The following is a 24,989-nucleotide window of genomic DNA, read 5'->3' on the forward strand; positions in this document are numbered from 1 at the left end:
TGGTTCCTTAAACTTCCAGCGCCTGGGGCTGCTGCGCAGCGTGCGGGTGCTCGGCGCCGCCGTACACCTTGAGCTTGCGATACATCTCGCGACCCAGTGCGTTCTTCGGCAGCATGCCCTTGACGGCGATCTCGATCACGCGCTCCGGATGGGTGGCCAGCATGTCCTTCAGACTGGTGGTCTTCAGGTTGCCGACGTAGCCGGTGAAGCGGTGGTACATCTTGTCGTCCAGCTTGGCGCCGGTGACGGCCACCTTCTGCGCGTTGACCACGACGATGTAGTCGCCGGTGTCCACGTGCGGGGTGAACTCCGGCTTGTGCTTGCCGCGCAGGCGACGCGCGATTTCGGTCGACAGGCGACCGAGCGTCTTGTTCGTGGCGTCGACCACGAACCAGTCGCGCTTGACGCTTTCTGCCTTGGCGCTGAAAGTTTTCATTTCGAGATACCCGTCTGCCGCCGGCGAGGGCGGTTGCACAATAATCGGTGAAGCAAAGGCGCGAGATGATAGCGGAGCCGTCATCGCTGGCGCAAGTCCACCGACAGGTGGGCTGTGAGCTGGCAATGATAGCATGCGGTGCCCGGCGCTTGCATAGCCCTAGCATGGCCGATGCATCCCACGCCGCCCGACACCGGAGTCCGCCCATGAACGCACGCATGCTCAGCCCGCTGGACCACCTGCTGGCCGGCATCGAACGCGCATTGGAGACGGTGGCCGGCGCGCCCCAGGCCAACCGCCCCTCGCCCGCGCATGGCGCTGGCCACGCGGAACTGGACGATGCCGAACGCCGGCACGCCGCCGGCCTGATGCGCATCAACCACACCGGCGAGGTCTGCGCACAGGCGTTGTACGACGGCCAGGCCGCGCTGGCGCGCAACGCCGCCAACCGCGAACACCTGCTGCATGCCGCCGCCGAGGAAACCGACCACCTAGCCTGGTGCGGCGAGCGCCTGCAGGAACTGGACAGCCGCCCCAGCCTGCTCAACCCGCTGTGGTACGCGGGCAGCTATGCGATCGGCGCGCTGGCCGCCCTGGCCGGCGATGCGGTGAGCCTGGGTTTCGTGGTGGAAACCGAGCGCCAGGTGGAGGCACACCTGGCCGAGCACCTTGAGCGCCTGCCCGCCCAGGACGAACGCTCACGCGCCGTGCTGGCGCGGATGCAGGCCGACGAGGTGCGTCACGCACAGGACGCGCAGGCACGCGGCGGCATCAGCCTGCCGTTTCCGATCCCGCAGCTGATGCAGGCCAGTTCGATGGTGATGAAGACGGTGGCTTACCGGATCTGAAGCCGCTCCGCGCAACCGGCCAGCAGCGGGCCGACCTTCCGCCCCAGCAGCGCCACCAGCTCGGGCTGCATGTAGCCGTAGCGATCCGGGATATCCAGGCACACCAACCTCTTGCCCTTGAGCCGGGCGCCGAAGCTGCGGGCAACGCCAGCCCTGTGCCGGCGCTCCATGACCACGATGAGCCCGGCCCAGTCCACCTGCGACGCATCGAGCACCGTCTCCGCGTCCGGCGCCAGGCCGGCGGAATCGGTTTCCACGCCGGGCACGCCGGCGAACACAGCCTCCGCCGTGGGGCTGCGCAGGCGGTTGCGGCTGCAGACGAACAGGACCCGTAGCGCCATGGCAAAGAAAAACCCGCCTCGCGGCGGGTTTTTCCTGTCACATCAGGTTGCGGCCGTGGAACAGTTCCTCGATCTCGCGGCGCAGCAGCGACTCGATGCGCTGGCGCTCCTTGAAGGAGAGGTCGTCGGCATGCGCTTCGAACAGGTAGGTGTCGAGGTCGAAGTCCTTGATGTGCATCTTGGTGTGGAAGATGTTCTCCTGGTACACGTTGACGTCGAACATCTCGTACTTCTGGCGAATGTGGCGCGCCAGGTAGTCCTGCACCGAGTTGATCTTGTGGTCGATGAAGTGCTTCTTGCCCTTCACGTCGCGGGTGAAGCCGCGCACCCGGTAGTCGCACACAACGATGTCGGACTCGAAGCTGTCGATCAGGTAGTTCAGCGCCTTCAGCGGCGAGATCACGCCGCAGGTGGCCACGTCGATGTCCGCGCGGAAGGTGGCGATACCGTTGTGCGGGTGCGTTTCCGGGTAGGTATGGACGGTGATGTGGCTCTTGTCCATGTGCGCCACCACGGCACCGGAGATGGTGTCGCGGCCCAGCTTCTCGACCACCGGCTCCTCGGAGATCAGGATGGTCACCGAGGCGCCCTGGGGATCGTAGTCCTGGCGGGCCACGTTCAGGATGTTCGCGCCAATGATCTCGGCCACGTCGGTGAGGATCTGGGTGAGGCGATCGGCGTCGTACTGCTCGTCGATGTACTCGATGTAGCGCTGGCGCTGCTCCTCCGACACCGCGTAGCAGATGTCGTAGATGTTGAAGCTCAGGGCCTTGGTGAGGTTGTTGAAGCCCTGCAGGCGCAGGCGCGGAAGCGGCTTGACCACGGCGACTCTCCATGACCGGATCGACGGTCAGCAGATGAGGCGGGTTAGCAGCAAGGGTCCCCGCGGGAATTCGGACGGCGGGGACCCTTGTCTCCCGCGACCCGGCGTACGCCCGCGGCTGGCGGCCACGAGCGAAAGACTGCGAAGTATGCGGCAAAATTCCGGAAAACTGAACCTGCGTCATTTCTTCCGGGTTTGCCATAATGCGGTGATCGGGGATGATCCAGGGAACCGAGCCCGCAGCGAGCCGGGTCGTTCCCTGTGCCAGCCCCGTCCGCAGCGACGAGCTTGCCGGACGACACGGAAGTTTCCATCGCTTGCGCGCGTCCCGCGTCAATCCGTCGCCGGCAACGGCGCGTGGCAGACAGCCGAACGAAGCAGCCCGATCGATCCAGGCAAAGCTGGCAAGGGCCAATCCAAGGGGAACCAGAAACCGTGGCGCTACTCAAATACCAGCTTCAACAGGCGTTCGAACGCTCCCAGGCACCGCTGGCGTTCGCGCCGGATCCGGCCTCGATGGAGCGCTTCCTCGCGCTCTGCCACCGCCGACGCTACCCCAGCAAGACCGCGATCATCCGTCCCGGCGACCCGGCCAACACGCTGCACTACGTGATCGACGGCTCGCTCGCGGTATGCACCGAGGACGAGCAGGGACGCGAGCTGATCCTCGCCTACATCAACCGCGGCCAGTTCATCGGCGAGATGGGCCTGTTCGTGGAGCAATCCCAGCGCGAGTCGGTGGTGCGCACGCGCACAGTCTGCGAAATGGCGGAGATCAGCTACGAGCGCCTGTTCCAGCTGATGAAGGGCCCGCTGCAGGAGGAGTGCCCGAAGATCCTGTTCGCGATCGGCTCCCAGCTCACCAACCGCCTGCTGCGCACCTCTCGTCAGGTGAGCCGGATGGCGTTCATGGACGTCACCAGCCGCATCTCGCGCACCTTGCTCGATCTGTGCGACGAGCCGGATGCGATGAGCCATCCCGAGGGTACCCAGATCCGCATCTCGCGCCAGGAAGTGAGCCGCATCGTGGGCTGCTCGCGCGAGATGGTCGGCCGCGTGCTGAAGCAGTTGGAGGAGCAGGGCATGATCGACGTGTCCGGCAAGACCATCGTCGTCCGCGGCACGCGCTGAGCGCGCCGACCGGCCATGTCACCCCGCATCCGCGGGGCGGCATGGCGACCGGGCCGGGCGCCCCAGCAGGAAGCCCTGGCCGAACTCGCAGCCCATCGCCAGCAACGCGTCACGCTGCGCCGCGGTCTCGATGCCCTCGGCGATCACGCCGATGCCCAGCGCGCGGGCCAGCGCGAGGATTGCCGCCACCACGGTGCCGGCACCGGCGCCGCCGGCGCCATCCAGCTCGCGCACGAACACCTGGTCGATCTTCAGCTTGCCCAGCGGCAACGAGTGCAGGTAGCTCAGCGAGGAGTAGCCGGTGCCGAAATCGTCCAGCGCCGCCTGCACGCCCACGGCGCGCAGGCGTTCCAGCGTGGCGCGCACCAGTACCGGGTCGTCCAGCAGCGCGCCCTCGGTCAGCTCGATCAGCAGCCGCGAAGGCGGCAGCCCGCTGCGCTCGAGCAGCTGCAGCAGCCGGCGGTCGAAGTCCGCATGGCGCAGGTGTTGCGGCGAGACGTTGATCGTCACGAAGCCGGTACCGGCATCCGGCTGCGCCATGCGCGCGCAGGCCTGCCCGAACAGCTGCCAGTCGATCACCTCGAGCTGGCCGCAATCCTGCGCGACGCGCACGAAGTCGTCGGGCGGCAGCAGGCCGCGGCGCGGGTGGTTCCAGCGCAGCAACGCCTCGTGCCCGACCACCACGCCGCTGTCGAGCCGGAAGATCGGCTGGTAATGCGGCACGAACTCGCCGTGCAGGAGGGCATGGCGCAACTCGACTTCCAGCGCCAGCTCGTCCACCGCGTTGCGGGCCAGCGTCTCGTCGAACATCGCATAGCGGCCACGCCCCAGCTGCTTGGCGCGGTACAGCGCGGTATCGGCATCGCGCAGCAGCGAGTCGGCCCGCTCGTGGCTGTCGCCGCCGATCGCAATGCCGACGCTGGCCGAGGGCTCCAGCTCACGCCCGCCGATCGACAGCGGCTGGTGGAGGGCCTGCAGCACGCTCTCTGCCATGCGCTCCGCGGCGGCCGGTTCGGCGATCGCATCCAGCAGGATCGCGAACTCGTCGCCGGCCAGCCGCGCCACCACGTCCGGTTCGCGCACGCACGCGCGCAGGCGGCTCGCGGTCGCCTGTAGGAAGGCGTCGCCGGCCAGGTGGCCGAGGCTGTCGTTGATCACCTTGAAGCGGTCCACGTCCAGGTAGAGCAGCGCGCAAGGCAGCGCACCCGACGGCTGCCGCGCCAGCCGCTCGCCCAGGCGCTCGCGCAGGAAGCCGCGGTTGGGCAGTCCGGTGAGCGGGTCGTGCATCACCTCGTGGCGCAGCTGGTGCTGGATCTGCTCGCGCTCGGCGATCTGCTCGCGCAGCTCGCGGGTTCGCGCCTCCACCCGGTGCTCCAGCTGGAGGTTGGCCTGCAGCAGGGCGGTGGCGGCGCGGCGGCGGTGGATGCTGTTGGCGATCTGCAGCGCGGCGAAACCCAGCAGCTCCTGGTCGGCGGCGCTGAAGCGCATCTCGTCGCCGTAGCCTTGCACGGCGACCACGCCGATCACCGTCTCCCCTGTGCGCAGCGGCACGCCGAGCCAGCAGGAGGACGGCGTGCCGATATGGTGCAGCACCACCTCGCCGGCCTCTTCCATCGCCTCCAGCTCGCGTCGGGTGCCCAGCCAGGGGCGGCCGGTGCGCAGCACGTAGGCGGTGATGCTGCGCTCCAGCGGCAGGCTGAACGTGCTCTGCACGCCCGCGTCGACGTAATACGGGAAATCCAGCCGCTGCCGTTGCTCGTCCAGCAGCGCAATGTAGAAATTCGAGGCGTCCAGCAGGCTGCCCACTTCCGCGTGCACGTGCCGGTAGAACGCTCCCTCGTCGAGGTCGGCGGTGGCCAGTTCGGCCAGCCGGAACAGCACCGACTGCAGGCGTTCCCCGCGCTGGCGTTCCAGCACTTCCTGCTGCAGCTCGCGGTTGGCGGCGGCCAGTTCGCGGGTGCGCCGCAGTACCCGGTGTTCCAGCTCGTCCTTGCTCTGCTTGCGCTCCAGCGCGGTGAGCACGTGCGCGGCGACGAAACCCAGCACCGCACTGTCCTCGTCGGAATAGCCCACGCCCTGGCGATAGCTCTGCACCACCAGCGCGCCATGGACGCGACCTTCGCGCAGCATCGGCACGCCCAGCCAGTCCACGCTGTCCGGGCCGACCACTTCCAGCGGCTCCCCGATCTGCGCCGCCAGCTGCTCGGCGTTGCCCATCAGCGGCCGCCCCTGGGTCAGCAGGTGCCAGGTGAGCGAGCCGCGCAATGCCTCCAGCGGTTCGTCGCGGGCGGTATCGGGGCCCGCATCCGCGGTGTCGGCGAAGTAAATGAAACGCAACGTGCCACGCTCCGGGTCGTGCCGCACGATGTAGAAGTTCTCGGCGTACATCAGCGTGCCGACGATGGCGTGGATGCCGCGCAGCAGCTCGGGCATGTCGAGATCGGCGCCGGCCAGGTCGGAGATCGCGAACAGGGCGCGCTGCAGGTTTTCCGAGCGTTCCAGCTGGCGGTGCGAGCCGTGCAGTTCGGCCAGCGCCAGCAACTGCTGCAGCTGGCGCGCGGCCAGTGCGAGGCGGGGTTCCAGCGCGGCCGCCAGCCGCGGGCCGGCCGCCGCGTCCTCCAGCGCCAGCAACAGCACGGCGGGCACGTCCGGCGCCAGCCAGATCGCCAGTTCCCCGTCGGCAACCGTCGCCGGGCCATCCTCGTTGCGCAGCAGCGCCAGCATCCGCGCGCGCGCGGAGGCATCCACGGTGCCGTCCGCGGCACGGCACTCGCCCCGCTCCAGCCACAGCAGGCGGGCATCGCGGCAGCCAGGGCACCCGCGGGCCAGCTCCACCGCCAGTTCGCCCACTGCGCGCGGCGAGGACGCGCCGATCAGCCGCCCCAGCCAGGCCAGCTGGTCGGTTTCGCCTGGAATCGTGACATGCGACCTGCGGGTCTGGTTCATGGCGCCCATGATTTCCCCCGCCCGATGGTAACGCGCGACCGCGGCGGCGCCCAACATCCACCCGGGCATGACCCGCCCGCTAGAATGAACGGCTCGCCCCGGATGCACGCATGCTCGCCGATACCACCAAGGACGCCATCCGCGCCGCCTACGCGCGACTGAAGGACGGCCTGCCCGGCTTCCGCCCGCGCGCCTCGCAGGGAAAAATGATCGCCGAGGTGGCGAAGGCGCTGGCGCACGAAGGCGGCGTCGCCGCGATCGAAGCGCCCACCGGTACCGGCAAGTCGATGGCCTACCTGATCGCCGGCCACGAAGTGGCGCGCGCGCAGAAGAAGAAGCTGCTGATCGCCACCGCCACCGTGGCGCTGCAGGAGCAGCTGGTGGAGCGCGACATTCCGCTGTACCTGCAGCTTTCCGGCCACGCGGCGAAGGTGGCTCTGGCCAAGGGCCGCGGCCGCTACCTGTGCCCGCGCAACCTCGCGATGGCGCGCAACAGCCTCGCCGGCCCTGCGCAGATGGGCCTCGGCTTCGATGCCGACCTCGCGCTGTGGGCCAGGCCCCCCGCCGAGCGCGACAAGCAGGCCTTGTCGAAACTCGCCCAAGCCTTCGACGCCGGCGAGTGGAACGGCGACATGGACAGCGCGCCCGAACCGGTGGGCGAATTGCTGCGCCCCATGCTCACCACCAGCGCGGGCGGCTGCACCAACCGCAAGTGCGGCCAGTTCATGATCTGCCCGTTTTTCGCCGCGCGCCGCGCGGTGGACGACGCCGAGATCATCGTGGCCAACCAGGACCTGGTGCTGGCCGACCTCACCATGCCGGGCGAGGACGAGAACTGGGGCGGCGTGATCCTGCCGCGCCCGGACGAGACGCTGTACGTGTTCGACGAGGCGCATCACATCCCCGGCAAGGCGATCGACCGCGGCGCCGCCGAGGTGCATCTGGCCGCCACGGTGCGCCAGCTGAACCGGCTGGGCCGGCAGGTGCACGCGGCCTATTCGCTCACCGACAAGGAAAACCTCGGCAAGCTTTCGCTCGATGCCGGCGACACCAGGCTGCAGGAACTCTCCGACGCGCTGGAAGCGCTGGAAAAGGAGATCCGCCTCGGCTGGCTGCCCGATCCTGCCGAGGCTGAGCCGATGTTCCGCGGCTCGCTGGGCCGCCTGCCCGAAGCCTGGGTGGAACACGCGCGCCTGCTCGGCCTGCAGGCTGCCGAAGTGCAGCGCTGGCTCGCCGCGGTGCGTCGCGCCGTGGTGGAGATGACCGACGGCGGCCCCACCCAGGAAGCGTTGTCGCGCGAGCTGGGCATCGCGCTGGAGCGCATCGGCAGGCAGGCCGCCTGCTGGCAGGCCTGGTCCGTCGACGATCCGGACCAGGCGCCACCGCTGGCGCGCTGGGTCACGCTCACCGGCGACCAGCAACTGGTGTGCCACGCCTCGGCGGTGTCCGCCGCGGGCCTGCTGCGCAATGTGCTGTGGGGCAACGCCAGCGGCGTGGTACTCACCTCCGCCACGCTGAGCGCCGGCGGCAATTTCCGCGGCTACGCCGACGCCGTGGGCCTGCCCGACGAAGCGGTGACGCTCAGCCTGCCCTCGCCGTTCGACCTCGCCGCGCAGGCGCAACTGGAAGTGCCGGCCATCGATGCCTTGCCCGACGCGCGCGAGGCGCACGCTGAGGCGATCAGCGACTGGCTGGCCGAACACCTCGACTGGAGCGCCGGCAACCTGGTGCTGTTCACTTCGCGCGCCAAGCTCGACCGCGTGCTGCAGCGCCTGCCGATCGATAAAGTACGCAAGGTGCGCGCGCAGGGCTCGCTGGGCAAGACGCAACTGATCGCCGAGCACGTCGCCGACGTGGAGGCCGGCAAGGGCAGCACGCTGTTCGGCCTGGCCTCGTTCGGCGAAGGCCTGGATCTGCCCGGCAAGCTATGCGAGACCGTGGTCATCACGCAGCTGCCGTTCGCCGTGCCCACCGATCCGGTGGGTGCCACCTATGCGGAATGGCTGGAATCGCGCGGCCGCAACCCGTTCATCGAGGTGAGCATCCCCGAGGCCACCCGCCTGCTCACCCAGTACTGCGGTCGCCTGATCCGCAACGAGAGCGACAGCGGCCGCATCGTGCTGCTGGATCGCCGGGTGGTCACCAAGCGCTACGGCGCCGGCATGCTGCGGGCGCTGCCGCCGTTCCGGCGCGTGATCGAGCGGTGAGAGCCTGTTCCATGTCTCCGCATAGTCCGCCTCGCCTTGCCGTGGCCGTCAGGTGGCGGCGCGCGGCGCAGCGCCTGCCTAGCTGGCAGGCTAAGCCGCGCGCTGCCGCATGGCGGCCACGGCAAGGCAACCCCTGCACCTATAAATTCCAGGGCGGGGTCTGTTTGCCCCCATCCCTGCGTCATCACTCAGTCGTGGGCGGACATCCACTTCTTCGTTCTTCCTTGGCCTGCGTGCAAACAGCTACTTGCGCAGGCCATGCGGAGACATGGAACAGGCTCCAGGCATGAGCATCCTTCGCCTCGCCGACTGCCCGCCCAGGCCATGGAAGAACGGCCTGGGCCGCACCCGCGAGCTAGCCATCCATCCGTCCGGCGCAGGCATGGACGATTTCCTGTGGCGGGTGAGCATGGCCGAGGTGGAGAGCGCCGCGCCATTCTCCGCGTTCCCGGGCATCGACCGCGTGATCGCCCTGCTCGATGGCGACGGCTTCACGATGGCGCTGGACGACGGTCGCGTCCATGCGCTCACCACGCCAGGTGCGCCGTTCGCGTTTCCCGGCGAGCTTGGCGTGCAGGTGGTGTTGGCCGGCGGCCCCAGCCGCGACTTCAACCTGATGCTGCGCCGCGGCGGTGCGCGTGGCGGCATCGAGGCGTGGCGCACGGCGGGTGCAAGGCAAGTCGACGCCGCCGTCGTGCTGGTGTACTGCGCGCATGGCCGCGTCGACACCGGCGATGGCGCGCTGCATGCGGGCGACGCCTGGCGCCCCGGTTCCGGTCCGCTGGTCCTGCAAGAGAACACGCTGGCGCTGGCCGTGCACATCGCATCATCGGCCTGACAACCGTCACTCGTGGCGCCGGGCCGGGCTGCCTATACTCCGACGCATCGCCCTCCTGGAGCCGCCTGCCATGCCTGTGCTGATCCTCGGCCTCGTGCTGTTCCTCGGCGCACATTCGCTGCGCATCTTCGCCGACGGCTGGCGCGCGCGGCAGATCGCGCGGCTTGGCGAGAAGAAGTGGAAGGGCTTGTACTCGCTAGTGGCGATCGGCGGCTTCGTGCTGATCTGCTGGGGCTTCGCGCTGGCGCGCCATCATCCGGTGCCGCTGTACACACCGCTGCCGTGGCTGGTACGGCTCAATGCGCTGTTCACCCTCGTGGCCTTCGTGTTGTTCGTCGCGGCACGGGTGCCGCGCAACAGCATCAAGGCGCGCCTGCACCATCCGCAGGTGCTGGCGGTGAAGACCTGGGCATTCGGCCATCTGCTCGCCACCGGCATGCTGCACGACGTGGTGCTGTTCGGCGCCTTCCTGCTGTGGGCCGTGGTGCTGTTCGCCGCCTCGCGCCGGCGTGACCGGCGCGAAGGCACGACCTACCCGCCAGGCACGTTCAAGGGCACGGCCATCACGGTCGTGGCCGGCGTGCTGGCCTGGGCGCTGTTCGCATTCTGGCTGCATGCGCTGCTGATCGGCGTGAAACCGGTGATGTAAGTCGAGCCGACTGCGCCAGCCGGCACCTCGCGTGCCCGCGGCACAGGCATGTGCCGCGCGCGATCGGGCACGCAAGCGCTCGATCGGCGGAGGCGAGTCCGGACATGTGCCGGACTCGCCGACTCGAACAACCGCCAGGACGACGGTTGTTCGAGATTCCCGGTACCTGTGCCGGAAGCCATCTGCGCAACCGCTCCCGGATCGCGCTAGAGTTCCGCCATCTGCCCCCACCGAGGTCGTGCCATGGCTGCCTTCCTGCTCTGGCTGTTGCTGCTGGTGTTCTGCTGGCCGCTCGCGCTGCTGGCGCTGGTGCTCTATCCCATCGTGTGGCTGATCTGCCTGCCACTGCGGCTGGTCGGCATCACCGTGGGCGCTGTGTTCGCTTTCCTCGGCGCGCTGCTGATGCTGCCGGCCCGCGTGTTGCGCGGCCATCCGGTCTGACCGCACGGGCGTGGACAAACCCCACGCCCCCGCCTGCGAACGCAACCGCGAACCGATCCTCGAGGTGCTTCGCCGGCACTTTGCCGACCGGCGGAAGGTACTCGAGATCGGCAGCGGCACCGGCCAGCATGCCGTGCATTTCGCCGCGGCGCTGACTTGGCTGGACTGGCAATGCTCGGACCGCGCGGAGAACCTGCCCGGCATCCGCGCCTGGCTGGACGAAGCGGCGCTGCCGAACACGTCGCCGCCACTGGAACTCGACGTCGGCGGGCCGTGGCCGCACGGCCCGTTCGATGCGGCGTTCAGTGCCAACACCCTGCACATCATGGCCTGGCACGAGGTGGAGGCGCTGTTCGCGCAGCTGCCCGCCGTGACCACCGGCGACGCGCGGCTGGCGATCTACGGCCCGTTCAACTACGGCGGCCGCTGCACCAGCGACAGCAATGCCGCGTTCGACCAGTGGCTGCATGCGCGTGGCTCGCACATGGGCATCCGCGATGCCGAGGCCGTGGACGCGCTGGCCGCTGCGGCGGGCTTTGCGCTGGTCGACGACGTGTCGATGCCGGCGAACAACCGCTGCCGCGTCTGGCAGCGCAGCCCGCGCTGAACCTGCACGCCGCCGCCGAAGCGGGTACAAAGGCGGCATGAAGGCGATCGACACGCTCACCCCCTGCCCCTGCGGCAATCCCGCCGGTTACGCCGGCTGCTGCGGCCCGCTGCACGACGGCAGCGCGGTCGCCGCCAGCGCCGCGCAACTGATGCGCTCGCGCTACAGCGCCTACGTGCTCAAACGCGAGGATTACCTGCTGGCCAGCTGGCACGCCGACACCCGCCCCGCATCGCTGCGCCTGGCCGCGCAGCAGCCGGCGCCGACCTGGCTGGGGCTGGAGGTGCGCCGCGAACAGCGCATCGACGACGATCACGCGACCGTGGAGTTCGTGGCCCGCTACCGTCTCGGCGGCGGCCGCGCGCATCGCCAGCACGAGATCAGCCGTTTCGTGCGCGAGGCCGGCCGCTGGTACTACCACAATGGCGAGCTGATGTAGGGGCGCACCCCGTGCGCGAAGGCTTTTGGCCTCGATCAGGCGCTCTAGCCTCTGCGCGCAGGATGCGCTCCTGCGGCTAAAAGCCTTGCACGCCTGCCGCGTGCAGTTGGACCGCCAAGGCCTGCAACTCGGGATGGGTGAAGAAGGCGGCCAGTTGCCGGGCACGCGTTGCACCGACACCGCGCGCGCGCCAGCCGACTTCACCCTGGGCGGCAAGCGCGGCCCAATCCTGGCCGGCGTACGTCGCATCGTCCGGCGCCCCCAGGGCGCGCAGCCAGTCATCGAACGGGCGACCGCGCGCATCGGCAAAAGCCTGCGCGAGTGCCGCGGCCCGGCTCGCCCCCAGGCCACGCACCGTGGCGAGTTGTCCCGGAGTCAGCGCCATCCAGTCCAGCAGGCCACGGAGCAGGCCGGCATCCGCCAGGGCTTGCCAGGCTCCCGTGCTGACGCCAGGCAGCCGCAGGCCCTGCCTGCCGCCCAGCCAGGCCAGCCGCGCCTGGAACTGCTGTTCGCAGCCTGGCGCGGATCGCCAGCAGCTCAGCGGGCCGTAGCGCGCCGGATCAGGGGCATCAACCACGGCCCGCTGCGCCGCGCGCCACGCCACCGACTGCAGGCGCGGGATGGTCAACCCCGCCAACGCCACTTCCACCCGGTCGCCGGGGCGGATGTCGAGCGCCTGCCAGCGCCTGAGCGAGCCCACGCTGACCCGCTGCACGCGATGGTCGTCCAGTTGCACCGGCGCCAGCTCCAACACCGGGGTGATGCGCCCGCTGCGTCCGATGGTGAAGTTCACCGCGCGCACCTCGGCCAGCGCGGTCGCAGCCGGATACTTCCATGCCACCGCCCAGTCCGGCGGCCGCGCCTGCCATGCATCGGCCGCCTGCCGATGGCCCTGGCGCAACACCGTGCCGTCGGCGGCGAACGGCAGCGCGCGGCGATACCACTGCTCGCGCCAACGCTTCACGTCATCGAGGCTCGTCACCGGCCGGGTGAGCGCCGCGCTGTCGGCGAAACCCATCGCCGCTAGGCCGGCCAGTCGTGCCGGCATGTCGGCCGGACCGCTGGGCCAGTCCCACACGAACAGTCCGATCTTCGCGGCGGTGACGGCATCCAGCGTATTGCGCGCCAGCGCGCCTGCCACCGCCGATCGCGCATTGACGCCGCCGTTTTCGGCCTGCACGTGGCCGGGCAGACGCCACACCAGTTCGCCCTGCAGCACCACGCGTGCCGGCGCGTTCGCAAGGTGCACGGGAATCGCGGCAATGGACTGTGCGAGTGCGGTCCAGTCCGAACCGTGCACGCCGTCGCCGCGACTGACCGCTCGGCGCAGCCGGCCGTGCTCGTAGAGCAGGGTCACCGCCACGCCGTCCGCCTTGGGCTGCACCCACAGGTCGCGGTTGCCGCGCGCGCGCATCCACGCCTCGACTGCGGCGGCATCCTGCACCTTGGCCAGCCCGGTCTGCGCCACCGGCGAACGGCTGCGGCCACCGGCGTCGCCCAGGTGCGCCAGGGGCGCCGGCGCCTGTTCGGGAAAGCACCGGCGCCACGCCGCGAGCTGCTGTTCGGCCTGGTCGTAAACGGCGTCGCTCACCGGCGAGCGACCATCGACCCGATACGCGTGGTTCCAGCTTTCCAGCCGATCGTGCAGATCCGTCAGTTCCTGGCGGGCCTGTCCGGGCGGCCAATCCGGGCAGTCTGCCGCATGCACGAGGCCGGCACCCGACATGGCCAGCAACAGCAACGGGCAAGCCATGCGCATGTGACGCTCCCACCGTGGACGGCGTCGTCGACCCTAGGCGCGCCACCGCATGGAGTCAGGCGGCTCCGCGCGCACCGGCGCGTAGGTGCAGGGCGTCAACCCGCGGCGGCGCGCGCACCGAAGGCCAGCCGGCTCTCGCCGAGAAAGCGTCCCTCGGGGCCGAAGCGCTGCTCCACGATCACGCCGCAGCCGTCATGGCCGACCGCCACCACGGTACTGGCGCGGGTGCCATAGTCGGCGCCGCGGATGAAGGCCGCGGACAGCCAGCGCTCGCGCTCCAGGCCGATGCCGGTGTCGGGCAGCTCCGCGTCCGGCGCCTGTCGCTCGTCGGCGAGCGCAGCCAGCAGCGGCGCGAAATCGTCTCCGTCGCCGGTCTCGACCCACGCGGCGAGCCGCGCCATCAGCGCACGCGTCTTCGGCCAGGGTGTGTTGAAGTCGGCGTTCGACAGGCCGTGTACGCCGGGCGTCACCGCCTGCGCGCGCGCCTCGGGCCGGTTGCCGAGATAGAACGCGGCCTGCGCATCGAAGGTGAGCAGGTTGAACGGACGGTAGCCGGCCGCCTGCACGAGCAACTGCCGTGCATGTGCCGTGGCGTCGGCCGCGCCGGCGAGGTAGTCGGTGGCGAGCAGGCCGCGCGAGGCGCCGAGCTGCGGGTCGCGTGGGTCGCGCACATTGGTGACCACGCAGCAGCGTCCCGCGTCGGTGACGCCCAGCCAGGTGCCCCCGGCCTCGAGGTCACGGCCGCCGACGATGGCGAGGTCGCTCCAGCGCGTCAGTGGGGCGCTGGGCCGCGCGTGGTATTCGTCGCGGTTGCCGGCCAGCACGAGGCGCCAGCGCGGATGGGCCTGCCAGGCGAAGGCGATCAGGCACATGGCTCAGGCCGCCTTCCGCGCGACGCGGCGCGGACGCGACGGCGCCTTGCCGCGGGCGGCGGCGGCGTCCTTGCGCAGGCATTCCTCCAGCCGGGCGAGCGCGGGCAGATGGGTGGTGCGCAGCATCACCAGCGCGGTCTGGATGCGCGCGAGCCGCGCGGGCATCTCGCGGACGGAAAGCGTGTCGCGCTGCGGGTAAGTCTCCAGCACCGAGCGCGGCACCAGCCCCACGCCGACGCCGGCCGCGGCTGCGGCGAAGATGCCGTGGTAGGAGGCGAACTCCAGCACGCGCGCAGGCACGATGCGCTGCGCGTCCAGCCACTCCACCAGCCGCCGGCGGTAGATGCAGCCCTGGCTGTGGTAGACCAGCGCGGTGCCGTCGGCCAGCCGCTTCGGCTCAGCCAGCATCGCACTGCCACGCGCGCCGACCAGCACCAGCTCCTCCACATACAACGGCACACTGCGGAAGCGTTCGGCATCCACCTGCTCGCCGACGATCGCCGCGTCCAGGGCACCACCCTGCACATCGGCCACCAGGCCGCGCGAGGACGCCGTGTGCAGGTTCACCCAGATCTGCGGATGCGCGCGGTGAAACGCCGCCAGCGGATACGGCAGGCGGCTCGCCGCCACGCTCTCCATCGAACCGAGCCGCAATGCGCCGCCGGTCTCGCCGCCGCGCACGGCCAAGCGGGCCTGCTCTGCCAGCTCCAGCATGCGTCGCGCGTAGTCGACCAGTTCCTCGCCCGGGGCGGTGAGGCGCAGGCGCTGGCCCTCGCGGTGGAACAGTTGCACGCCCAGCGAGCTTTCCAGCTGGTGGATGCGGCTGGTGATGCTGGACTGGGCACGGTGCAGCTTGGTCGCCGCGCGGCCGATGCCGCCCGCCGCCACCACGGCCTGGAAGGTTTCGAGCGCGCGCAGGTCCATATTCGATTTCCTCGATTGATTCATTCGCAATTATTCGCTTTGTACGATGATACGCCGCGCCTAGCATGGCCGCATCCCTTGCCGGAGCGCCGCCATGCGATCCCCTGTTCCGCTCTCCCTCGCCGGCATGACCGTGCTGGCCCTCGCCCTGGGCATCGGCCGTTTCCTGCTCACCCCGCTGCTGCCGCTGATGCAGGCCGATGCCGGCCTGAGCCTGGTCGGTGGGGGCTGGCTGGCCTCGATCAACAACATCGGCTACCTGCTGGGCGCCCTGCTGTGTACCGCGCTGGCACTGCCGCAGCGCGCGAGCCTGCGCGCAGGCCTGGTGCTGGTGGCCATCGGCACGCTGGGCATGGGGCTGGCGCCGTCGCTGCAGCTGTGGCTGCTGTGTCGCTTCGTGGCCGGCGTGGCCGCCGCGACGCTGATGGTGCAGGGCATCGCCTGGTGCAGCGCCCACCTGCGCCTGCACGGGCGGCTGGGCCTCGAAGCGGTGCTGTACAGCGGCCCGGGCGTCGGCATCATCGCCAGCGGCGCGCTGGTAGCGGCACTGCACGACGGGGGCCTGAAATCGGCGCGCTGGTGGCTGGCGTTCGGCGCGGCCAGCGCCGTGCTGGCCGCGCTGATCTGGCGCACGCTGGACGCGCCCGCCGCACCTGCCGTCGCCGCGGCCACGAAAGGCGATGCCCGCGACACCGGCCCGACCTGGCCGCTGGTGGCGATCTACGGCCTGTTCGGCTTCGGCTACGTGATCCCCGCCACCTTTCTGCCGCTGATCGCCGATGCACAGCTGCACCTGCCCGCGCTGCGCGAGTGGTTCTGGCCGCTGTACGGCGTAGCCACGGTAACGGCGACCCTGCTGCTGGGCGCGTTGCCGGTGCGCAGCAACTATGCCGGGCTGGCCGGCTGCTGCCTCTCGATGCTGCTGGGTACCGCGCTGTGCCTGTACTGGCCCAGCCGCGCCGGGCTGGCACTGGGCACCGTGCTGGAAGGTGCGGCGATCACGCCGGTGGTGATGTTCACGATGCGCGAGGCGGCGAGGCTGGCACCGCGCGACCCCACCCGGCTCATTGGTGCGCTGACCGTCGCCTTCGGCATCGGCCAGATCGTCGGCCCGCCGGTGGCTGCCACGCTCGCTGCACACCACCACAGCTTCGCCGCGCCGCTGGAACTGGCCGCGCTGGCGTCGGTGCTGGCACTGGCGATCGCCTTGTCGCGGCTGGGTCGCGGTGCGCTCAGTGCCGCAGCCCCAGGTTCGTCTGGCGCACCGTCTTCACGAAGCCCGCGAACGGAATATCGGTGATGCCGACCAAGCCGAAATGCGAGTTTTCGCCGTCGAGCAGGCGCCCGCTCACCGGTTCGTCCACGTATTCGAACCAGTGCGTGCCCACGATGTCGGGATCGGCGGCAGCCGCCTGCAGGTAGCGTGCGTAGGCCCCGCCACGTTGCGCCTCGCTCTCCACCGATACGACGCCCTTGCCGAACGGGCCGCGGTCGTCGGAGCCGAAGTGGAATTCGGAAATGATGACCGGCTTGTCGAGCCTGCGCACCGCCGCCGCGTCGAAGCCGTGCTGCGGCAGGTCGGCATAGACGTTGAAGCTCAGCACGTCGCAGTACCGGGCGCAGACCGCGATGGCCTCGGGCGTGCTGACCGCGAAGCGGCTGCCGAGGTAGAGGTGGTGCGGATCATGCCGATGGATGGCGGCGGCGACGGTACGGAAGAACCGCTCGGCATAGCGGCTCAACCAGGCGCTGTAGTCGGCAGCGATGGCCGGATGCGCTTCGTTAGGAGCGGGTGCTGGGAAATTGACGGCATCCAGCGCATCCCACGACGCCAGTGTGACGCCCCACGCCGCCGCGAGCCTCCCTGGCGTGCCGTATTTCTTCTTCAGGTCGGCGATGAAGGCCCGCTTCGCCGGGCTGCGTGCCTCGCCCCGCAGCGTGCCCACGGCCAGCGCCCAGCGCCCCTCGGGGCCGTACGCGGACCAGGACAGTTCGTTGCCGGCGAAGTAGCCCAGCAGCCACGGATCGTCGCGCACGCCCTGCACGGCCTTCGCCGCGGCCGCGTCAGCCGCCTGCGCGAAGCGCGGATCGAAGGGATCGGGCATGCGCCCCCACCAGTCGTAGCCGGTGGCGACGTTGCCGAAATCGCCCTGGATGTCCAACTCGCGCGTGTACGGCAGCTGGTGCATGGCGCCCAGCGCAGGATCGCTCCAGTTGGCGACAGTGTTGAAGCCCCACGCGCGCAGGCGCGCCAACGCGCGCGTACGCCACGCGGCAAGCCAGTTCTTGCCGTCCGCGCGATACAGGTTGGCAGCGTAAAAGTCGAACCATCGTCCGTGGTCGCAGCAGCGGCCGGCGCCCGCACCCTGCTGCGCGTTGCGATTGTCGCCGCTGCCGTAGAACGCGGCCCATGCGCCGCTGTCCGGCGGCAGCCCGCGGAACATGGACTCGCGGCCTTGCACGTAGGTACGCGTGTCGTCCGCCTTCACCGTGTTCACGCCCAGCGAGAAGAAGCCGTGGCCGTCCGGCGTGACCAGCCACCAGCGGCCGCCGGCCTTCTGCGTGTGGAACCAGCCCGTCGCCTGCAGATGGACGTCCAGGCGTCCGGCGTAGCGGTCTTCCCCCGCGGGCAACGCGGCGGGTGGTGCCCGCCTCACGGCGGCGCGCAGCGCGGCATCGTCGGCGACCTTCTCCGGCCAGTCGGCGCGGGTGTACTGGCCGTAGCGGTCCACGATGCCGGTGTAGGCACCGCTCAACCCCGCCTCGCCCGCCACCACGTCGAACCGGCCCAGCAGAATGGATTGCGCGGCCTGCGGCGCAGGCATGGAGAGCCGCACGGCGCGCACATTGGAAAGATCGAGCCTTCCTTCCACCGTGGTCGCCACCAGCATGCGCTTGCCGCCATCGTCGAAGGGCCTCGTCGGTCCCGCCTGCATGCCGAAGGCCAGCGGCGAGACCGCGCGCAGCGGGACCACCAGGGTTTGCGCGGGGCCGGCGGGCAGGCCGACCGCTGCGTGCAGGTGCGATGCCGCATCCGCACCGTCGATGTCCACGACCAGGGTCACCGCCCAGGGCATCGCGTTCTGCACGCGCAGGCGCAGCTCGCCCTGCCCGTGCCAGTTCCATGCACTTTGCGCGGGCATCACCACGATCTGCGGTTGCGCGGCAGGCTGGAAGGTATAGCGCTGCTGCTTCACGCCGTCCTGCGCGGTTTCCGTGGTCGCGACCCGCACGACGTGCTGCAGATCGAGGTGCACGGAAGCCGACGTCAGATCGGCCACCTCACCCGCCATGGCGCTGCCGGCGAACAGCGCGGCGACCGCGAACAGCCAGCTTCGTTTCATGGCACGCCCGTCACGACCCAGAAGTTTCCGAGTATGCGTCAGCGCGGCCGAGATGCAATCAAGCTCCTCGCAGCTGCCAGCGCCGCCACAGCCAGTACACCGGCGCGCCCAGTGCGATGATCACCAGGCTCATGCCTGCGTCATGCGGCGACGCGATCGAGGTCGCCACGATCACGCCCAGCACGGTGAGCACGAACACCAGCGGCAGCAGCGGGTACAACGGCACCCGGTACGGCGCCGGTTCGTCCACGAACTTCCAGCGGTACCAGAACAGCGTGCCGATGCCGAAGGCATGGCCCAGCCACTCGCCCACCGTGGTGTAGTCCACCAGCTGGCCGAAATTGCCCCACAGCATCAGCACCACCGTCCACGCGCCCAGCAGCGCCAGCGCCACCTGCGGCGCGCGCGTGCGCGGGTCGATGTAGCCCACCGCGTGGAACAGCATGCCGTCCGCGCCCATGGTCTGCATCACGCGCGCACCACCGGCGATGGCGATGCTGCAATAGCCGAAGGTGGAGCAGGCGATGCCGACCGCCATCACCTTCGCGCCGGTTTCGCCGAACAAGCGGCGCATCAGGTCGGCTGCCGGCGCCTGGCTTTCCGCCAGGCCCGCATGGCCCAGGCCCGTAAGGTAGGCCACGTTGGCCAGCACGTAGGCCAGCACGACGCCCAGCATGCCCAGCAACAGGGCGCGCGGCAGCGTGCGCTGCGGGTCGCGCACCTCGCCGGCGAGGTCGTTGAGGTAGTGGAAGCCGCCGTAGGTGAACAGCACGGGCAGCAGCGCGCCCACGAAGGCGCCGCTGGACACCGGGTGCGCGGTGTCCGCCGCCAGCACGCCGCCCAGGTGGCCGTGCGCCAGCGCCAGGCCCACTGCCACCAGCAGCGCGATCGCCGCCAGCTTCAGCACCGCGAAGATGTTCTGCATCAACGCGCCGGCGCGGATGCCGAACAGGTTCACGCCCACGATGAACACGATCGCCGCCACGCCCACCGGCTTCACCCACAGCAGCGGCAGGTCGACCGCCTTGCAGAAGTAGTCGGCGAAGGTAGTGGCCACCGCGGCCACGCTGCCGGGGTAATTGATCAGCGCCATCGTCCAGCCGAACAGGAAGGCCGGCAGCATGCCGAAGGCTTCACGAAGGTAGAGGTAGATGCCGCCGGCCTGCGGCCGCCGCGAACCGAGTTCCGCGTAGCACAGCACGCCGGTCAGCGTGAGCAGGCCGCCCAGCACCCACAGCGCCAGCAGCGGCAGGCCGGAAGCCGTGCGCTCGGCCACCGTGGCGGGCGTACGGAAGATGCCGGCGCCGATCACGCCGCCGATCACGATCATCGCGCCGTCCCACACGCCGAGGCGGCGCAGGTACGCGGGGGAGCTGGTTTCGGTCGTCATCCGGCAACCTTGGCATGGCGGCCGGGGGTTCGACCAGTCCCCGTCGGCACGGTGGCTTGCGCCGCCGCGGGACAGGGCCCAGGCTGCACGCGGGGAATCCTCGGGGGCGCGATGGCCAGAACCACGACACTGCTGTTCCTGTTGCTGATCGCCGCGGCGATCTGGCTGAGCTGGCGCCATTGGCAGAACGCCAGGGCCCTGTTGCAGGATTGGGCCGACGCCAACGGCCTGCGCATCCTGCACGCTAAATCCAATGCGTTCTGGCTATCGATGCCTCTGTCGATGTGGTTCACCACCTCGAAGTACCAGATGGTCTACCGCATCTCGGCCTACGACGAATCCACCCACCGCATCCGCAATGGCCTGGTGCGGCTGGGCACGCCCATATGGGGCTTCATGAACCGGGACGCGGTCGAGGTGTTCTGGGACGACAGCTAACGCCGTGCGCGGCGCAACACGCTCTCGGCCAGGATCGCGAGCAGGCCCGCGGCGAGGATGGCCGCATTCCAGCCGCGATCCAGGTCCAGCACTGGCAGGACCCGCCACGCCAGCAGCAGCCACACCACGATGGCGAGCGCGTAGCGCCCATCCTCGACGAACAGGCCCCAGAGTTCGACCAGCGCGGTGCGCAGCCAGCTCATCGCACAAGCTCCGCTGCCCGTGCTGAAGCGAGGCGACGGCACCACGACACGCTCAGCGCGGACACCGCGAGGAAGCCTGCGGCCAGGCCGGGGATGGACCCGTCCGCGCCCGGCCACACGTAGCCCATGCCCTCGCCGGCCCAGAACGTGCCGAACGCGCACAGCAGCACGCCCACCGCGAACTTCAGCGTGTTCTCTGGTACCCGCGCCAGCGGCCGGTGCAGCACCGCGCCCAGCGTCACCGCCAGCAGCAGCGCGGCCAGCGCGCCGAGGCCGGCCGGCCACAGAAGGCCGGCATGGCCGGCGCCGATCGCGAGCACGATGAACACCACCTCGAGACCTTCGAGCATGCTGCTCTTGAAGGTCACCGCGAACGCGAGCCGGTCCAGGCCGGGCCTTGCATCACCCTGGGCGAGCAGGGCCTCCGTCTGGCGCCGGTAGATCGCCTCCTCGTCGTGCAGTGCGAGCACACCGGCCGCCCGCAGCACCGCCTTGCGCAGCCAGCGCATGCCGAACAGCAGCAGCAATACGCCCACCAGCAGCTGGAAACCCTGCAGGGGGACATGGGCAAGCGCACCGCCGAGCAGCATGACCAGCAGCAGCAGCGCCAGCAGCGCGGTCGCGCAACCGGCCAGGGCACTGCGCCAGCCGCGTGTCGTGCCCACCGCCAGCACCACCGTCAACGCCTCCACGCACTCCACCAGCGAGGCCAGGAACGAGGCCAGCACGGACGGTCCAAGGTGGATCCAGTGGATAGGCAAGCGAAGCGACCTCATGCAGGCTGGGCGGACCGCGCGAGCATACGCCCCCGTGCATGGCGATGCCGCATCGACAAATTGACACGCTGCAGGCCCGCAGAGAAACTGCGCACGTTTGGCGCGCCGGACATCCTCCGCGCGCCGTCCGGGCCAAGGGGTGCTGCGACGGACCACGATCCGCCACGCTTGGCCTGGAATCACCTCGGCAAGGGCGCCCTTTCCATCACCTTGGAGAGTCTCCCATGCCCGTCAAGCTTGCCATCGCCACCTCGGCGGCCTACCCGACCATCCAGCCCGACGACGCCCATCTGGCGGCCTCGCTCGCGGCACTCGACATCCAGCTGCAGGTTTGCGTGTGGAACGATCCCGGCGCCGACTGGGCCGGCCACGATGCCGTGCTGGTGCGCACCATCTGGGATTACTTCGAGCACTACGACGCCTTCCTCGCCTGGCTGGACCGGCTGGAACGCGCGGGCGTTCCGGTCATCAACCCCGTGGCGCTGATACGCTGGAGCAGCGACAAGCGCTATCTGGCGCAACTGGAATCGCTGGGCGTGCCGACCATCCCCACCCGGCTCGCCGCATGCGACGCCCTGCCCGAAGCCTTGGCGGCGTTCCGGGGCCGGGAGGTGGTAGTCAAGCCGACCGTCAGTGGCGGCGCGTGGCGCACCGTGCGCGGCACCGTGGGCGATGCCGCGTTCGGGCGTGCGGTGGCGGAGCTGCCGTCCGGCGACTACCTGCTGCAGCCCTTCGTGCGCGAGATCGTCGACGACGGCGAATGGTCGCTGCTGTTCTTCGGCGGCGAGTTCAGCCACGCCGTCGTCAAGCGGCCCGCGGTGGGCGACTACCGCGTGCAAAGCCAGTACGGCGGGCGCACCGAGGCCGTCGAGCCCGATGCGGCGATCCTCGCCGCCGCCCGGCACGCGGTGGCAACCTGCGCAGGACTGGGAATGGGCGACATCACCTACGCACGAGTGGATGGCGTGGTCGTGGATGGCCGCTTTCTGTTGATGGAGCTCGAGCTGATCGAGCCCTTCCTGTTCCTTGCCGACCGGCCGGATGCCGCCGAGCGCTGTGCCCGCAGCATCGCCACGCAACTGGGATCGCCGCGGGCCTTGCACGCACCGCGCATGACGGAATCCTGCTGATGAAAGGCGCTGCCAGCGAGTACCTGTTCTCCTACGGCACCCTGCAGGGCGAAGCGGTGCAACTCGCCACCTTCGGCCGCCGGCTGACGGGCACGCCCGACCTGCTGCGCGGCTACCGGCTCGACATGCTGGCGATCCGCGACGCCAGCGTGGTGGCCACCAGCGGCGCCGAGCACCATCCGATCGCAAGCCACACCGGCGATGCCGCCCACGCCGTGCCGGGCACCGTGTTCCGCCTCACGCCAGAGGAACTGGCCCAGGCCGACGCCTACGAGGTGGACGACTACCGGCGCGTGGCCGTCATGCTGGCCTCAGGCCTGCAGGCCTGGATGTACGTGCGCGCGGAATGACGGGACGGACGCCGCGGTGGCGGCTCATTGCGGGTCTTTCTGCCACATGATCCGCGTGAACCTCCACCTTCCATCCGGCTGCTTATGCATAGCTCGCAGAAAGCGTCCATGCAATTCGACAGTCCGCGGTTGGCCAGCCGTGCGGAAGTCCACTTCGAAGAGGCCCCACTCCACGGCGGAGTCGCCATCGACGACGACATCCTGGATGTGCGGCGCGTACTTCAGCACTTTCCAGCCGCCCTGTGCATAGGCCGCACGCAGCGCCGCCCGGCCGACGACCGGGCGGTCGCCCTCTCCCAGCAGTACGCCGTCCCTCGTCCACAGCGCAGCCAAGGCATCGGGGTCCTGGCTGAGAGTCGCCGTGACGTCTCCCCGATGCAGCTCGGCGATTCCTTCCCTGTCCCGGCCTGTCGCGCTGCGATCCATCGCTTCGCGCCCGGACGCGGCGGCAGCGAGCGCGATGCTTGCCGCCGCCAGGATCCACCACCTGCCTCGCCTCTGCATGCCACATCTCCGCCAACGTGCTGAACCACCGTGGAGGCAAGCATATAACCCGGGATGACAGACAGGCCAGCAGGGCACCGGACCGCGCGGCACGGCATCCTGCGCTGACGCCGCGGAAGCGCGCGTCCTAGAATCGCCGCACGCCCCCGCCCGTCACGCCCGTGCCCACGCCCTCCCGCAAGATCATCCACGTCGACATGGACGCGTTCTACGCGTCGGTGGAGCAGCGCGACGATCCCTCGCTGCGCGGCAAGCCGGTGGTGGTGGCGTGGAAGGGCGCGCGTTCGGTGGTGTGCGCAGCCAGCTACGAGGCGCGCAAGTTCGGCGTGCGCTCGGCGATGCCGGCGGTGCGCGCGGAACGGCTGTGTCCGCAGGCGATCTTCGTGCCACCGGACTTCACGCGCTACAAGGCGGTGTCGCGCCAAGTGCGGGAGATCTTCGCGCGGCATACCGAGCTGATCGAACCGCTGTCGCTGGACGAGGCCTACCTCGATGTCACCGAAACGAAGAGCGGCCTGCCTTCGGCCACCGCCACCGCCGAGGCGATCCGTGCGGCGATCCGCGAAGAGACACGGCTCACCGCTTCCGCCGGCGTAGCGCCGAACAAGTTCCTCGCCAAGATCGCCTCCGACTTCCGCAAGCCCGACGGCCTGTTCGTGGTGCGTCCGCGCGAGGTGCTGGACTTCCTCGCGCCGCTGCCGATCGGCCGGCTGCCCGGCGTGGGCAAGGTGATGGAGGGCAAGCTCGTCGCGCTGGGCCTGGCTACCGTGGGCGACCTGCGCGTCTTCGCGGCGGCGGAACTGGAACAGCGCTTCGGTCGCTGGGGCCGGCGCCTGCACGAGCTGTCGCTGGGCATCGACGACCACCCGGTGACACCCGACCGCCCCACCCTGCAGGTCTCCGCCGAGGACACTTTTGAGCACGACCTCACGCTGGACGAGCTGGAACCGCACATCCGCCGCCTCGCCGAAAAGACCTGGGCCGCGCACCAGCGCGAAGCTCAGGACGGCCGCATCGCGCGCACCGTGGTGCTGAAGCTGAAGACCGCCGACTTCCACACGCTTACGCGGAGTCTCACGCCTGCGCAACGGCCGACGTCCGAACACGAGTTGGCCGAGCTCGCCTGTGCGCTGCGCGAACGGGTGGAGCGTCCCGCCGATGCGCTCTACCGCCTCGTCGGCGTGGGCCTGGCTGGCTTCGTGGAAGCCGACCAGTATGCGGCGCAGTACGAGTTGTTCGAGTAAGGTGGCGAAACCATCCGCTTGGGCGAGTCAGACGTACCAAACGATGGAGTCGCCAGCCTCCAGACACTCCTCGTAGTTGCGCTGGAACACCTGCCAATGCTGGGAATTCACGCTCTCAGGCTGAAATTGTCCTGCCCGCTTGATATGGGCATTGACCCAGCCGTGTTTGGCAAGCCGTGAGCGAGCGTCGTCGTAGTCCGGTTTATCGCATTGCTGGGCGACGAACAGGATGCAGTCATGTTCAGAACCGAGAGCGGGTTCCTCGGCATAGGGAATCTCCGATTGACCAGAGAACTGTGCACGACAGAGGAACAAGAAGACGCGGACCCGCATAAATAGTGCCCCTGAT

General features: G+C 69.8%; 26 protein-coding genes and 1 riboswitch. Of the genes, 13 read left to right on the forward strand and 13 right to left on the reverse strand.

Going from position 1 to position 24,989, the window contains the following annotated elements:
• Positions 1-7: 7 nt before the first annotated feature.
• Positions 8-436, reverse strand: a complete 429-nt coding sequence (gene rplM, locus AC2EWF_RS06240) for a 50S ribosomal protein L13 (RefSeq protein WP_404541882.1) — start codon at positions 434-436, stop codon at positions 8-10.
• A 206-nt stretch (positions 437-642) separates the two neighbouring features.
• Here rplM and coq7 point away from each other — a divergent pair, with 206 nt between their 5' ends.
• On the forward strand, positions 643-1,284 hold the full coding sequence (coq7, locus tag AC2EWF_RS06245) for a 2-polyprenyl-3-methyl-6-methoxy-1,4-benzoquinone monooxygenase (protein ID WP_483638503.1): 642 nt from the start codon (positions 643-645) through the stop codon (positions 1,282-1,284).
• Here the strand turns inward: coq7 and AC2EWF_RS06250 are convergent.
• Complete coding sequence (locus AC2EWF_RS06250; protein WP_483638504.1) at positions 1,272-1,625, reverse strand: low molecular weight protein tyrosine phosphatase family protein; 354 nt, start codon at positions 1,623-1,625, stop codon at positions 1,272-1,274. The genes coq7 and AC2EWF_RS06250 overlap by 13 nt on opposite strands.
• A 37-nt stretch (positions 1,626-1,662) precedes the next feature.
• Positions 1,663-2,448 carry an adenosylmethionine decarboxylase gene (gene speD / locus AC2EWF_RS06255; protein ID WP_404548982.1) on the reverse strand — a complete coding sequence of 262 codons (786 nt, stop codon included), beginning with the start codon at positions 2,446-2,448 and terminating at the stop codon, positions 1,663-1,665.
• 435 nt (positions 2,449-2,883) lie between these two features.
• On the opposite strand from speD, the gene crp reads away from it, so the two are divergent.
• A complete protein-coding gene (gene crp, locus AC2EWF_RS06260) occupies positions 2,884-3,579 on the forward strand; it encodes a cAMP-activated global transcriptional regulator CRP (protein ID WP_483638505.1) in 696 nt (231 codons plus the stop codon).
• Positions 3,580-3,597: 18 nt separating this feature from the next.
• On the opposite strand, the gene AC2EWF_RS06265 is transcribed toward crp, so the two are convergent.
• The gene (locus AC2EWF_RS06265; protein ID WP_483638506.1) at positions 3,598-6,525 is read right to left on the reverse strand and encodes a bifunctional diguanylate cyclase/phosphodiesterase; all 2,928 of its coding nucleotides are present in this window, start codon (positions 6,523-6,525) and stop codon (positions 3,598-3,600) included.
• Between the two features lie 110 nt (positions 6,526-6,635).
• Between AC2EWF_RS06265 and dinG the strand changes: the two genes are divergently transcribed.
• From dinG to AC2EWF_RS06295, 6 genes are all read left to right on the forward strand, one after another.
• Entirely contained in the window at positions 6,636-8,732 is a 2,097-nt protein-coding gene (gene dinG, locus AC2EWF_RS06270; RefSeq protein WP_483638507.1) for an ATP-dependent DNA helicase DinG, read from the forward strand.
• Positions 8,733-9,018: 286 nt separating this feature from the next.
• Positions 9,019-9,570, forward strand: a complete 552-nt coding sequence (locus AC2EWF_RS06275; protein ID WP_483638508.1) for a HutD/Ves family protein — start codon at positions 9,019-9,021, stop codon at positions 9,568-9,570.
• A gap of 70 nt (positions 9,571-9,640) precedes the next feature.
• Positions 9,641-10,219, forward strand: coding sequence for an NnrU family protein (locus AC2EWF_RS06280; protein WP_483638509.1), 579 nt, complete (start codon positions 9,641-9,643; stop codon positions 10,217-10,219).
• Between the two features lie 243 nt (positions 10,220-10,462).
• Positions 10,463-10,660, forward strand: coding sequence for a hypothetical protein (locus AC2EWF_RS06285; protein ID WP_483638510.1), 198 nt, complete (start codon positions 10,463-10,465; stop codon positions 10,658-10,660).
• Positions 10,661-10,670: 10 nt separating this feature from the next.
• Positions 10,671-11,267 (forward strand): DUF938 domain-containing protein, encoded by a 597-nt coding sequence (locus AC2EWF_RS06290; RefSeq protein ID WP_483638511.1) that lies wholly within the window; start codon positions 10,671-10,673, stop codon positions 11,265-11,267.
• A gap of 37 nt (positions 11,268-11,304) precedes the next feature.
• Positions 11,305-11,706 (forward strand): YchJ family protein, encoded by a 402-nt coding sequence (locus AC2EWF_RS06295; protein ID WP_483638512.1) that lies wholly within the window; start codon positions 11,305-11,307, stop codon positions 11,704-11,706.
• 76 nt (positions 11,707-11,782) lie between these two features.
• Here AC2EWF_RS06295 and ligB read toward each other — a convergent pair whose 3' ends face one another.
• From ligB to AC2EWF_RS06310, 3 genes are all read right to left on the reverse strand, one after another.
• A complete protein-coding gene (ligB, locus tag AC2EWF_RS06300) occupies positions 11,783-13,465 on the reverse strand; it encodes an NAD-dependent DNA ligase LigB (protein ID WP_483638513.1) in 1,683 nt (560 codons plus the stop codon).
• Between the two features lie 95 nt (positions 13,466-13,560).
• Complete coding sequence (locus AC2EWF_RS06305) at positions 13,561-14,337, reverse strand: NRDE family protein (protein WP_483638514.1); 777 nt, start codon at positions 14,335-14,337, stop codon at positions 13,561-13,563.
• A 3-nt stretch (positions 14,338-14,340) separates the two neighbouring features.
• Positions 14,341-15,261, reverse strand: a complete 921-nt coding sequence (locus tag AC2EWF_RS06310) for a LysR substrate-binding domain-containing protein (RefSeq protein ID WP_483638515.1) — start codon at positions 15,259-15,261, stop codon at positions 14,341-14,343.
• A gap of 94 nt (positions 15,262-15,355) precedes the next feature.
• Between AC2EWF_RS06310 and AC2EWF_RS06315 the strand changes: the two genes are divergently transcribed.
• The gene (locus AC2EWF_RS06315; RefSeq protein ID WP_483638516.1) at positions 15,356-16,561 is read left to right on the forward strand and encodes a YbfB/YjiJ family MFS transporter; all 1,206 of its coding nucleotides are present in this window, start codon (positions 15,356-15,358) and stop codon (positions 16,559-16,561) included.
• Here the strand turns inward: AC2EWF_RS06315 and AC2EWF_RS06320 are convergent.
• Positions 16,494-18,605 (reverse strand): beta-galactosidase, encoded by a 2,112-nt coding sequence (locus AC2EWF_RS06320; RefSeq protein ID WP_483638517.1) that lies wholly within the window; start codon positions 18,603-18,605, stop codon positions 16,494-16,496. The two genes, AC2EWF_RS06315 and AC2EWF_RS06320, sit on opposite strands and share 68 nt — an antisense overlap.
• A 58-nt stretch (positions 18,606-18,663) precedes the next feature.
• Positions 18,664-19,995, reverse strand: coding sequence for an APC family permease (locus AC2EWF_RS06325; RefSeq protein WP_483638518.1), 1,332 nt, complete (start codon positions 19,993-19,995; stop codon positions 18,664-18,666).
• 111 nt (positions 19,996-20,106) lie between these two features.
• On the opposite strand from AC2EWF_RS06325, the gene AC2EWF_RS06330 reads away from it, so the two are divergent.
• Entirely contained in the window at positions 20,107-20,433 is a 327-nt protein-coding gene (locus tag AC2EWF_RS06330; RefSeq protein WP_483638519.1) for a hypothetical protein, read from the forward strand.
• Here AC2EWF_RS06330 and AC2EWF_RS06335 read toward each other — a convergent pair.
• Together AC2EWF_RS06335 and AC2EWF_RS06340 are read right to left on the reverse strand one after the other, a co-directional pair.
• Positions 20,430-20,636, reverse strand: a complete 207-nt coding sequence (locus tag AC2EWF_RS06335) for a hypothetical protein (RefSeq protein WP_483638520.1) — start codon at positions 20,634-20,636, stop codon at positions 20,430-20,432. The genes AC2EWF_RS06330 and AC2EWF_RS06335 overlap by 4 nt on opposite strands.
• A complete protein-coding gene (locus AC2EWF_RS06340; RefSeq protein WP_483638521.1) occupies positions 20,633-21,397 on the reverse strand; it encodes a COG4280 domain-containing protein in 765 nt (254 codons plus the stop codon). Before AC2EWF_RS06340 ends, AC2EWF_RS06335 begins: the two co-directional genes overlap by 4 nt.
• A 143-nt stretch (positions 21,398-21,540) precedes the next feature.
• A riboswitch (S-adenosyl-L-homocysteine riboswitch) is annotated at positions 21,541-21,618 on the forward strand.
• A gap of 18 nt (positions 21,619-21,636) precedes the next feature.
• Here AC2EWF_RS06340 and AC2EWF_RS06345 point away from each other — a divergent pair.
• Together AC2EWF_RS06345 and AC2EWF_RS06350 are read left to right on the forward strand one after the other, a co-directional pair.
• Positions 21,637-22,542, forward strand: coding sequence for an ATP-grasp domain-containing protein (locus tag AC2EWF_RS06345; protein WP_483638522.1), 906 nt, complete (start codon positions 21,637-21,639; stop codon positions 22,540-22,542).
• Positions 22,542-22,892 (forward strand): gamma-glutamylcyclotransferase family protein, encoded by a 351-nt coding sequence (locus tag AC2EWF_RS06350; protein ID WP_483638523.1) that lies wholly within the window; start codon positions 22,542-22,544, stop codon positions 22,890-22,892. The genes AC2EWF_RS06345 and AC2EWF_RS06350 overlap by 1 nt, the downstream gene beginning before the upstream one ends.
• 24 nt (positions 22,893-22,916) lie before the next feature.
• On the opposite strand, the gene AC2EWF_RS06355 is transcribed toward AC2EWF_RS06350, so the two are convergent.
• Positions 22,917-23,396: a YybH family protein gene (locus AC2EWF_RS06355; RefSeq protein WP_483638524.1), complete on the reverse strand. Its 480-nt coding sequence runs from the start codon at positions 23,394-23,396 to the stop codon at positions 22,917-22,919.
• 161 nt (positions 23,397-23,557) lie between these two features.
• On the opposite strand from AC2EWF_RS06355, the gene dinB reads away from it, so the two are divergent.
• Positions 23,558-24,640 carry a DNA polymerase IV gene (dinB, locus tag AC2EWF_RS06360; protein WP_483638525.1) on the forward strand — a complete coding sequence of 361 codons (1,083 nt, stop codon included), beginning with the start codon at positions 23,558-23,560 and terminating at the stop codon, positions 24,638-24,640.
• 27 nt (positions 24,641-24,667) lie between these two features.
• Here dinB and AC2EWF_RS06365 read toward each other — a convergent pair whose 3' ends face one another.
• Positions 24,668-24,973 carry a hypothetical protein gene (locus AC2EWF_RS06365; RefSeq protein WP_483638526.1) on the reverse strand — a complete coding sequence of 102 codons (306 nt, stop codon included), beginning with the start codon at positions 24,971-24,973 and terminating at the stop codon, positions 24,668-24,670.
• Positions 24,974-24,989: the final 16 nt, after the last annotated feature.

It is taken from the genome of Rhodanobacter sp. sgz306013, from assembly GCF_057031145.1.

Coding starts and splice junctions, on each gene's coding strand:
- rplM (WP_404541882.1), bottom strand. CDS start 436: ATGAAAACTTTCAGCGCCAAGGCAGAAAGCGTCAAGCGCGACTGGTTC.
- coq7 (WP_483638503.1), top strand. CDS start 643: ATGAACGCACGCATGCTCAGCCCGCTGGACCACCTGCTGGCCGGCATC.
- AC2EWF_RS06250 (WP_483638504.1), bottom strand. CDS start 1,625: ATGGCGCTACGGGTCCTGTTCGTCTGCAGCCGCAACCGCCTGCGCAGC.
- AC2EWF_RS06265 (WP_483638506.1), bottom strand. CDS start 6,525: ATGAACCAGACCCGCAGGTCGCATGTCACGATTCCAGGCGAAACCGAC.
- dinG (WP_483638507.1), top strand. CDS start 6,636: ATGCTCGCCGATACCACCAAGGACGCCATCCGCGCCGCCTACGCGCGA.
- AC2EWF_RS06275 (WP_483638508.1), top strand. CDS start 9,019: ATGAGCATCCTTCGCCTCGCCGACTGCCCGCCCAGGCCATGGAAGAAC.
- AC2EWF_RS06280 (WP_483638509.1), top strand. CDS start 9,641: ATGCCTGTGCTGATCCTCGGCCTCGTGCTGTTCCTCGGCGCACATTCG.
- AC2EWF_RS06285 (WP_483638510.1), top strand. CDS start 10,463: ATGGCTGCCTTCCTGCTCTGGCTGTTGCTGCTGGTGTTCTGCTGGCCG.
- AC2EWF_RS06295 (WP_483638512.1), top strand. CDS start 11,305: ATGAAGGCGATCGACACGCTCACCCCCTGCCCCTGCGGCAATCCCGCC.
- ligB (WP_483638513.1), bottom strand. CDS start 13,465: ATGCGCATGGCTTGCCCGTTGCTGTTGCTGGCCATGTCGGGTGCCGGC.
- AC2EWF_RS06305 (WP_483638514.1), bottom strand. CDS start 14,337: ATGTGCCTGATCGCCTTCGCCTGGCAGGCCCATCCGCGCTGGCGCCTC.
- AC2EWF_RS06310 (WP_483638515.1), bottom strand. CDS start 15,261: ATGGACCTGCGCGCGCTCGAAACCTTCCAGGCCGTGGTGGCGGCGGGC.
- AC2EWF_RS06315 (WP_483638516.1), top strand. CDS start 15,356: ATGCGATCCCCTGTTCCGCTCTCCCTCGCCGGCATGACCGTGCTGGCC.
- AC2EWF_RS06320 (WP_483638517.1), bottom strand. CDS start 18,605: ATGAAACGAAGCTGGCTGTTCGCGGTCGCCGCGCTGTTCGCCGGCAGC.
- AC2EWF_RS06325 (WP_483638518.1), bottom strand. CDS start 19,995: ATGACGACCGAAACCAGCTCCCCCGCGTACCTGCGCCGCCTCGGCGTG.
- AC2EWF_RS06330 (WP_483638519.1), top strand. CDS start 20,107: ATGGCCAGAACCACGACACTGCTGTTCCTGTTGCTGATCGCCGCGGCG.
- AC2EWF_RS06335 (WP_483638520.1), bottom strand. CDS start 20,636: ATGAGCTGGCTGCGCACCGCGCTGGTCGAACTCTGGGGCCTGTTCGTC.
- AC2EWF_RS06345 (WP_483638522.1), top strand. CDS start 21,637: ATGCCCGTCAAGCTTGCCATCGCCACCTCGGCGGCCTACCCGACCATC.
- AC2EWF_RS06350 (WP_483638523.1), top strand. CDS start 22,542: ATGAAAGGCGCTGCCAGCGAGTACCTGTTCTCCTACGGCACCCTGCAG.
- AC2EWF_RS06355 (WP_483638524.1), bottom strand. CDS start 23,396: ATGCAGAGGCGAGGCAGGTGGTGGATCCTGGCGGCGGCAAGCATCGCG.
- AC2EWF_RS06365 (WP_483638526.1), bottom strand. CDS start 24,973: ATGCGGGTCCGCGTCTTCTTGTTCCTCTGTCGTGCACAGTTCTCTGGT.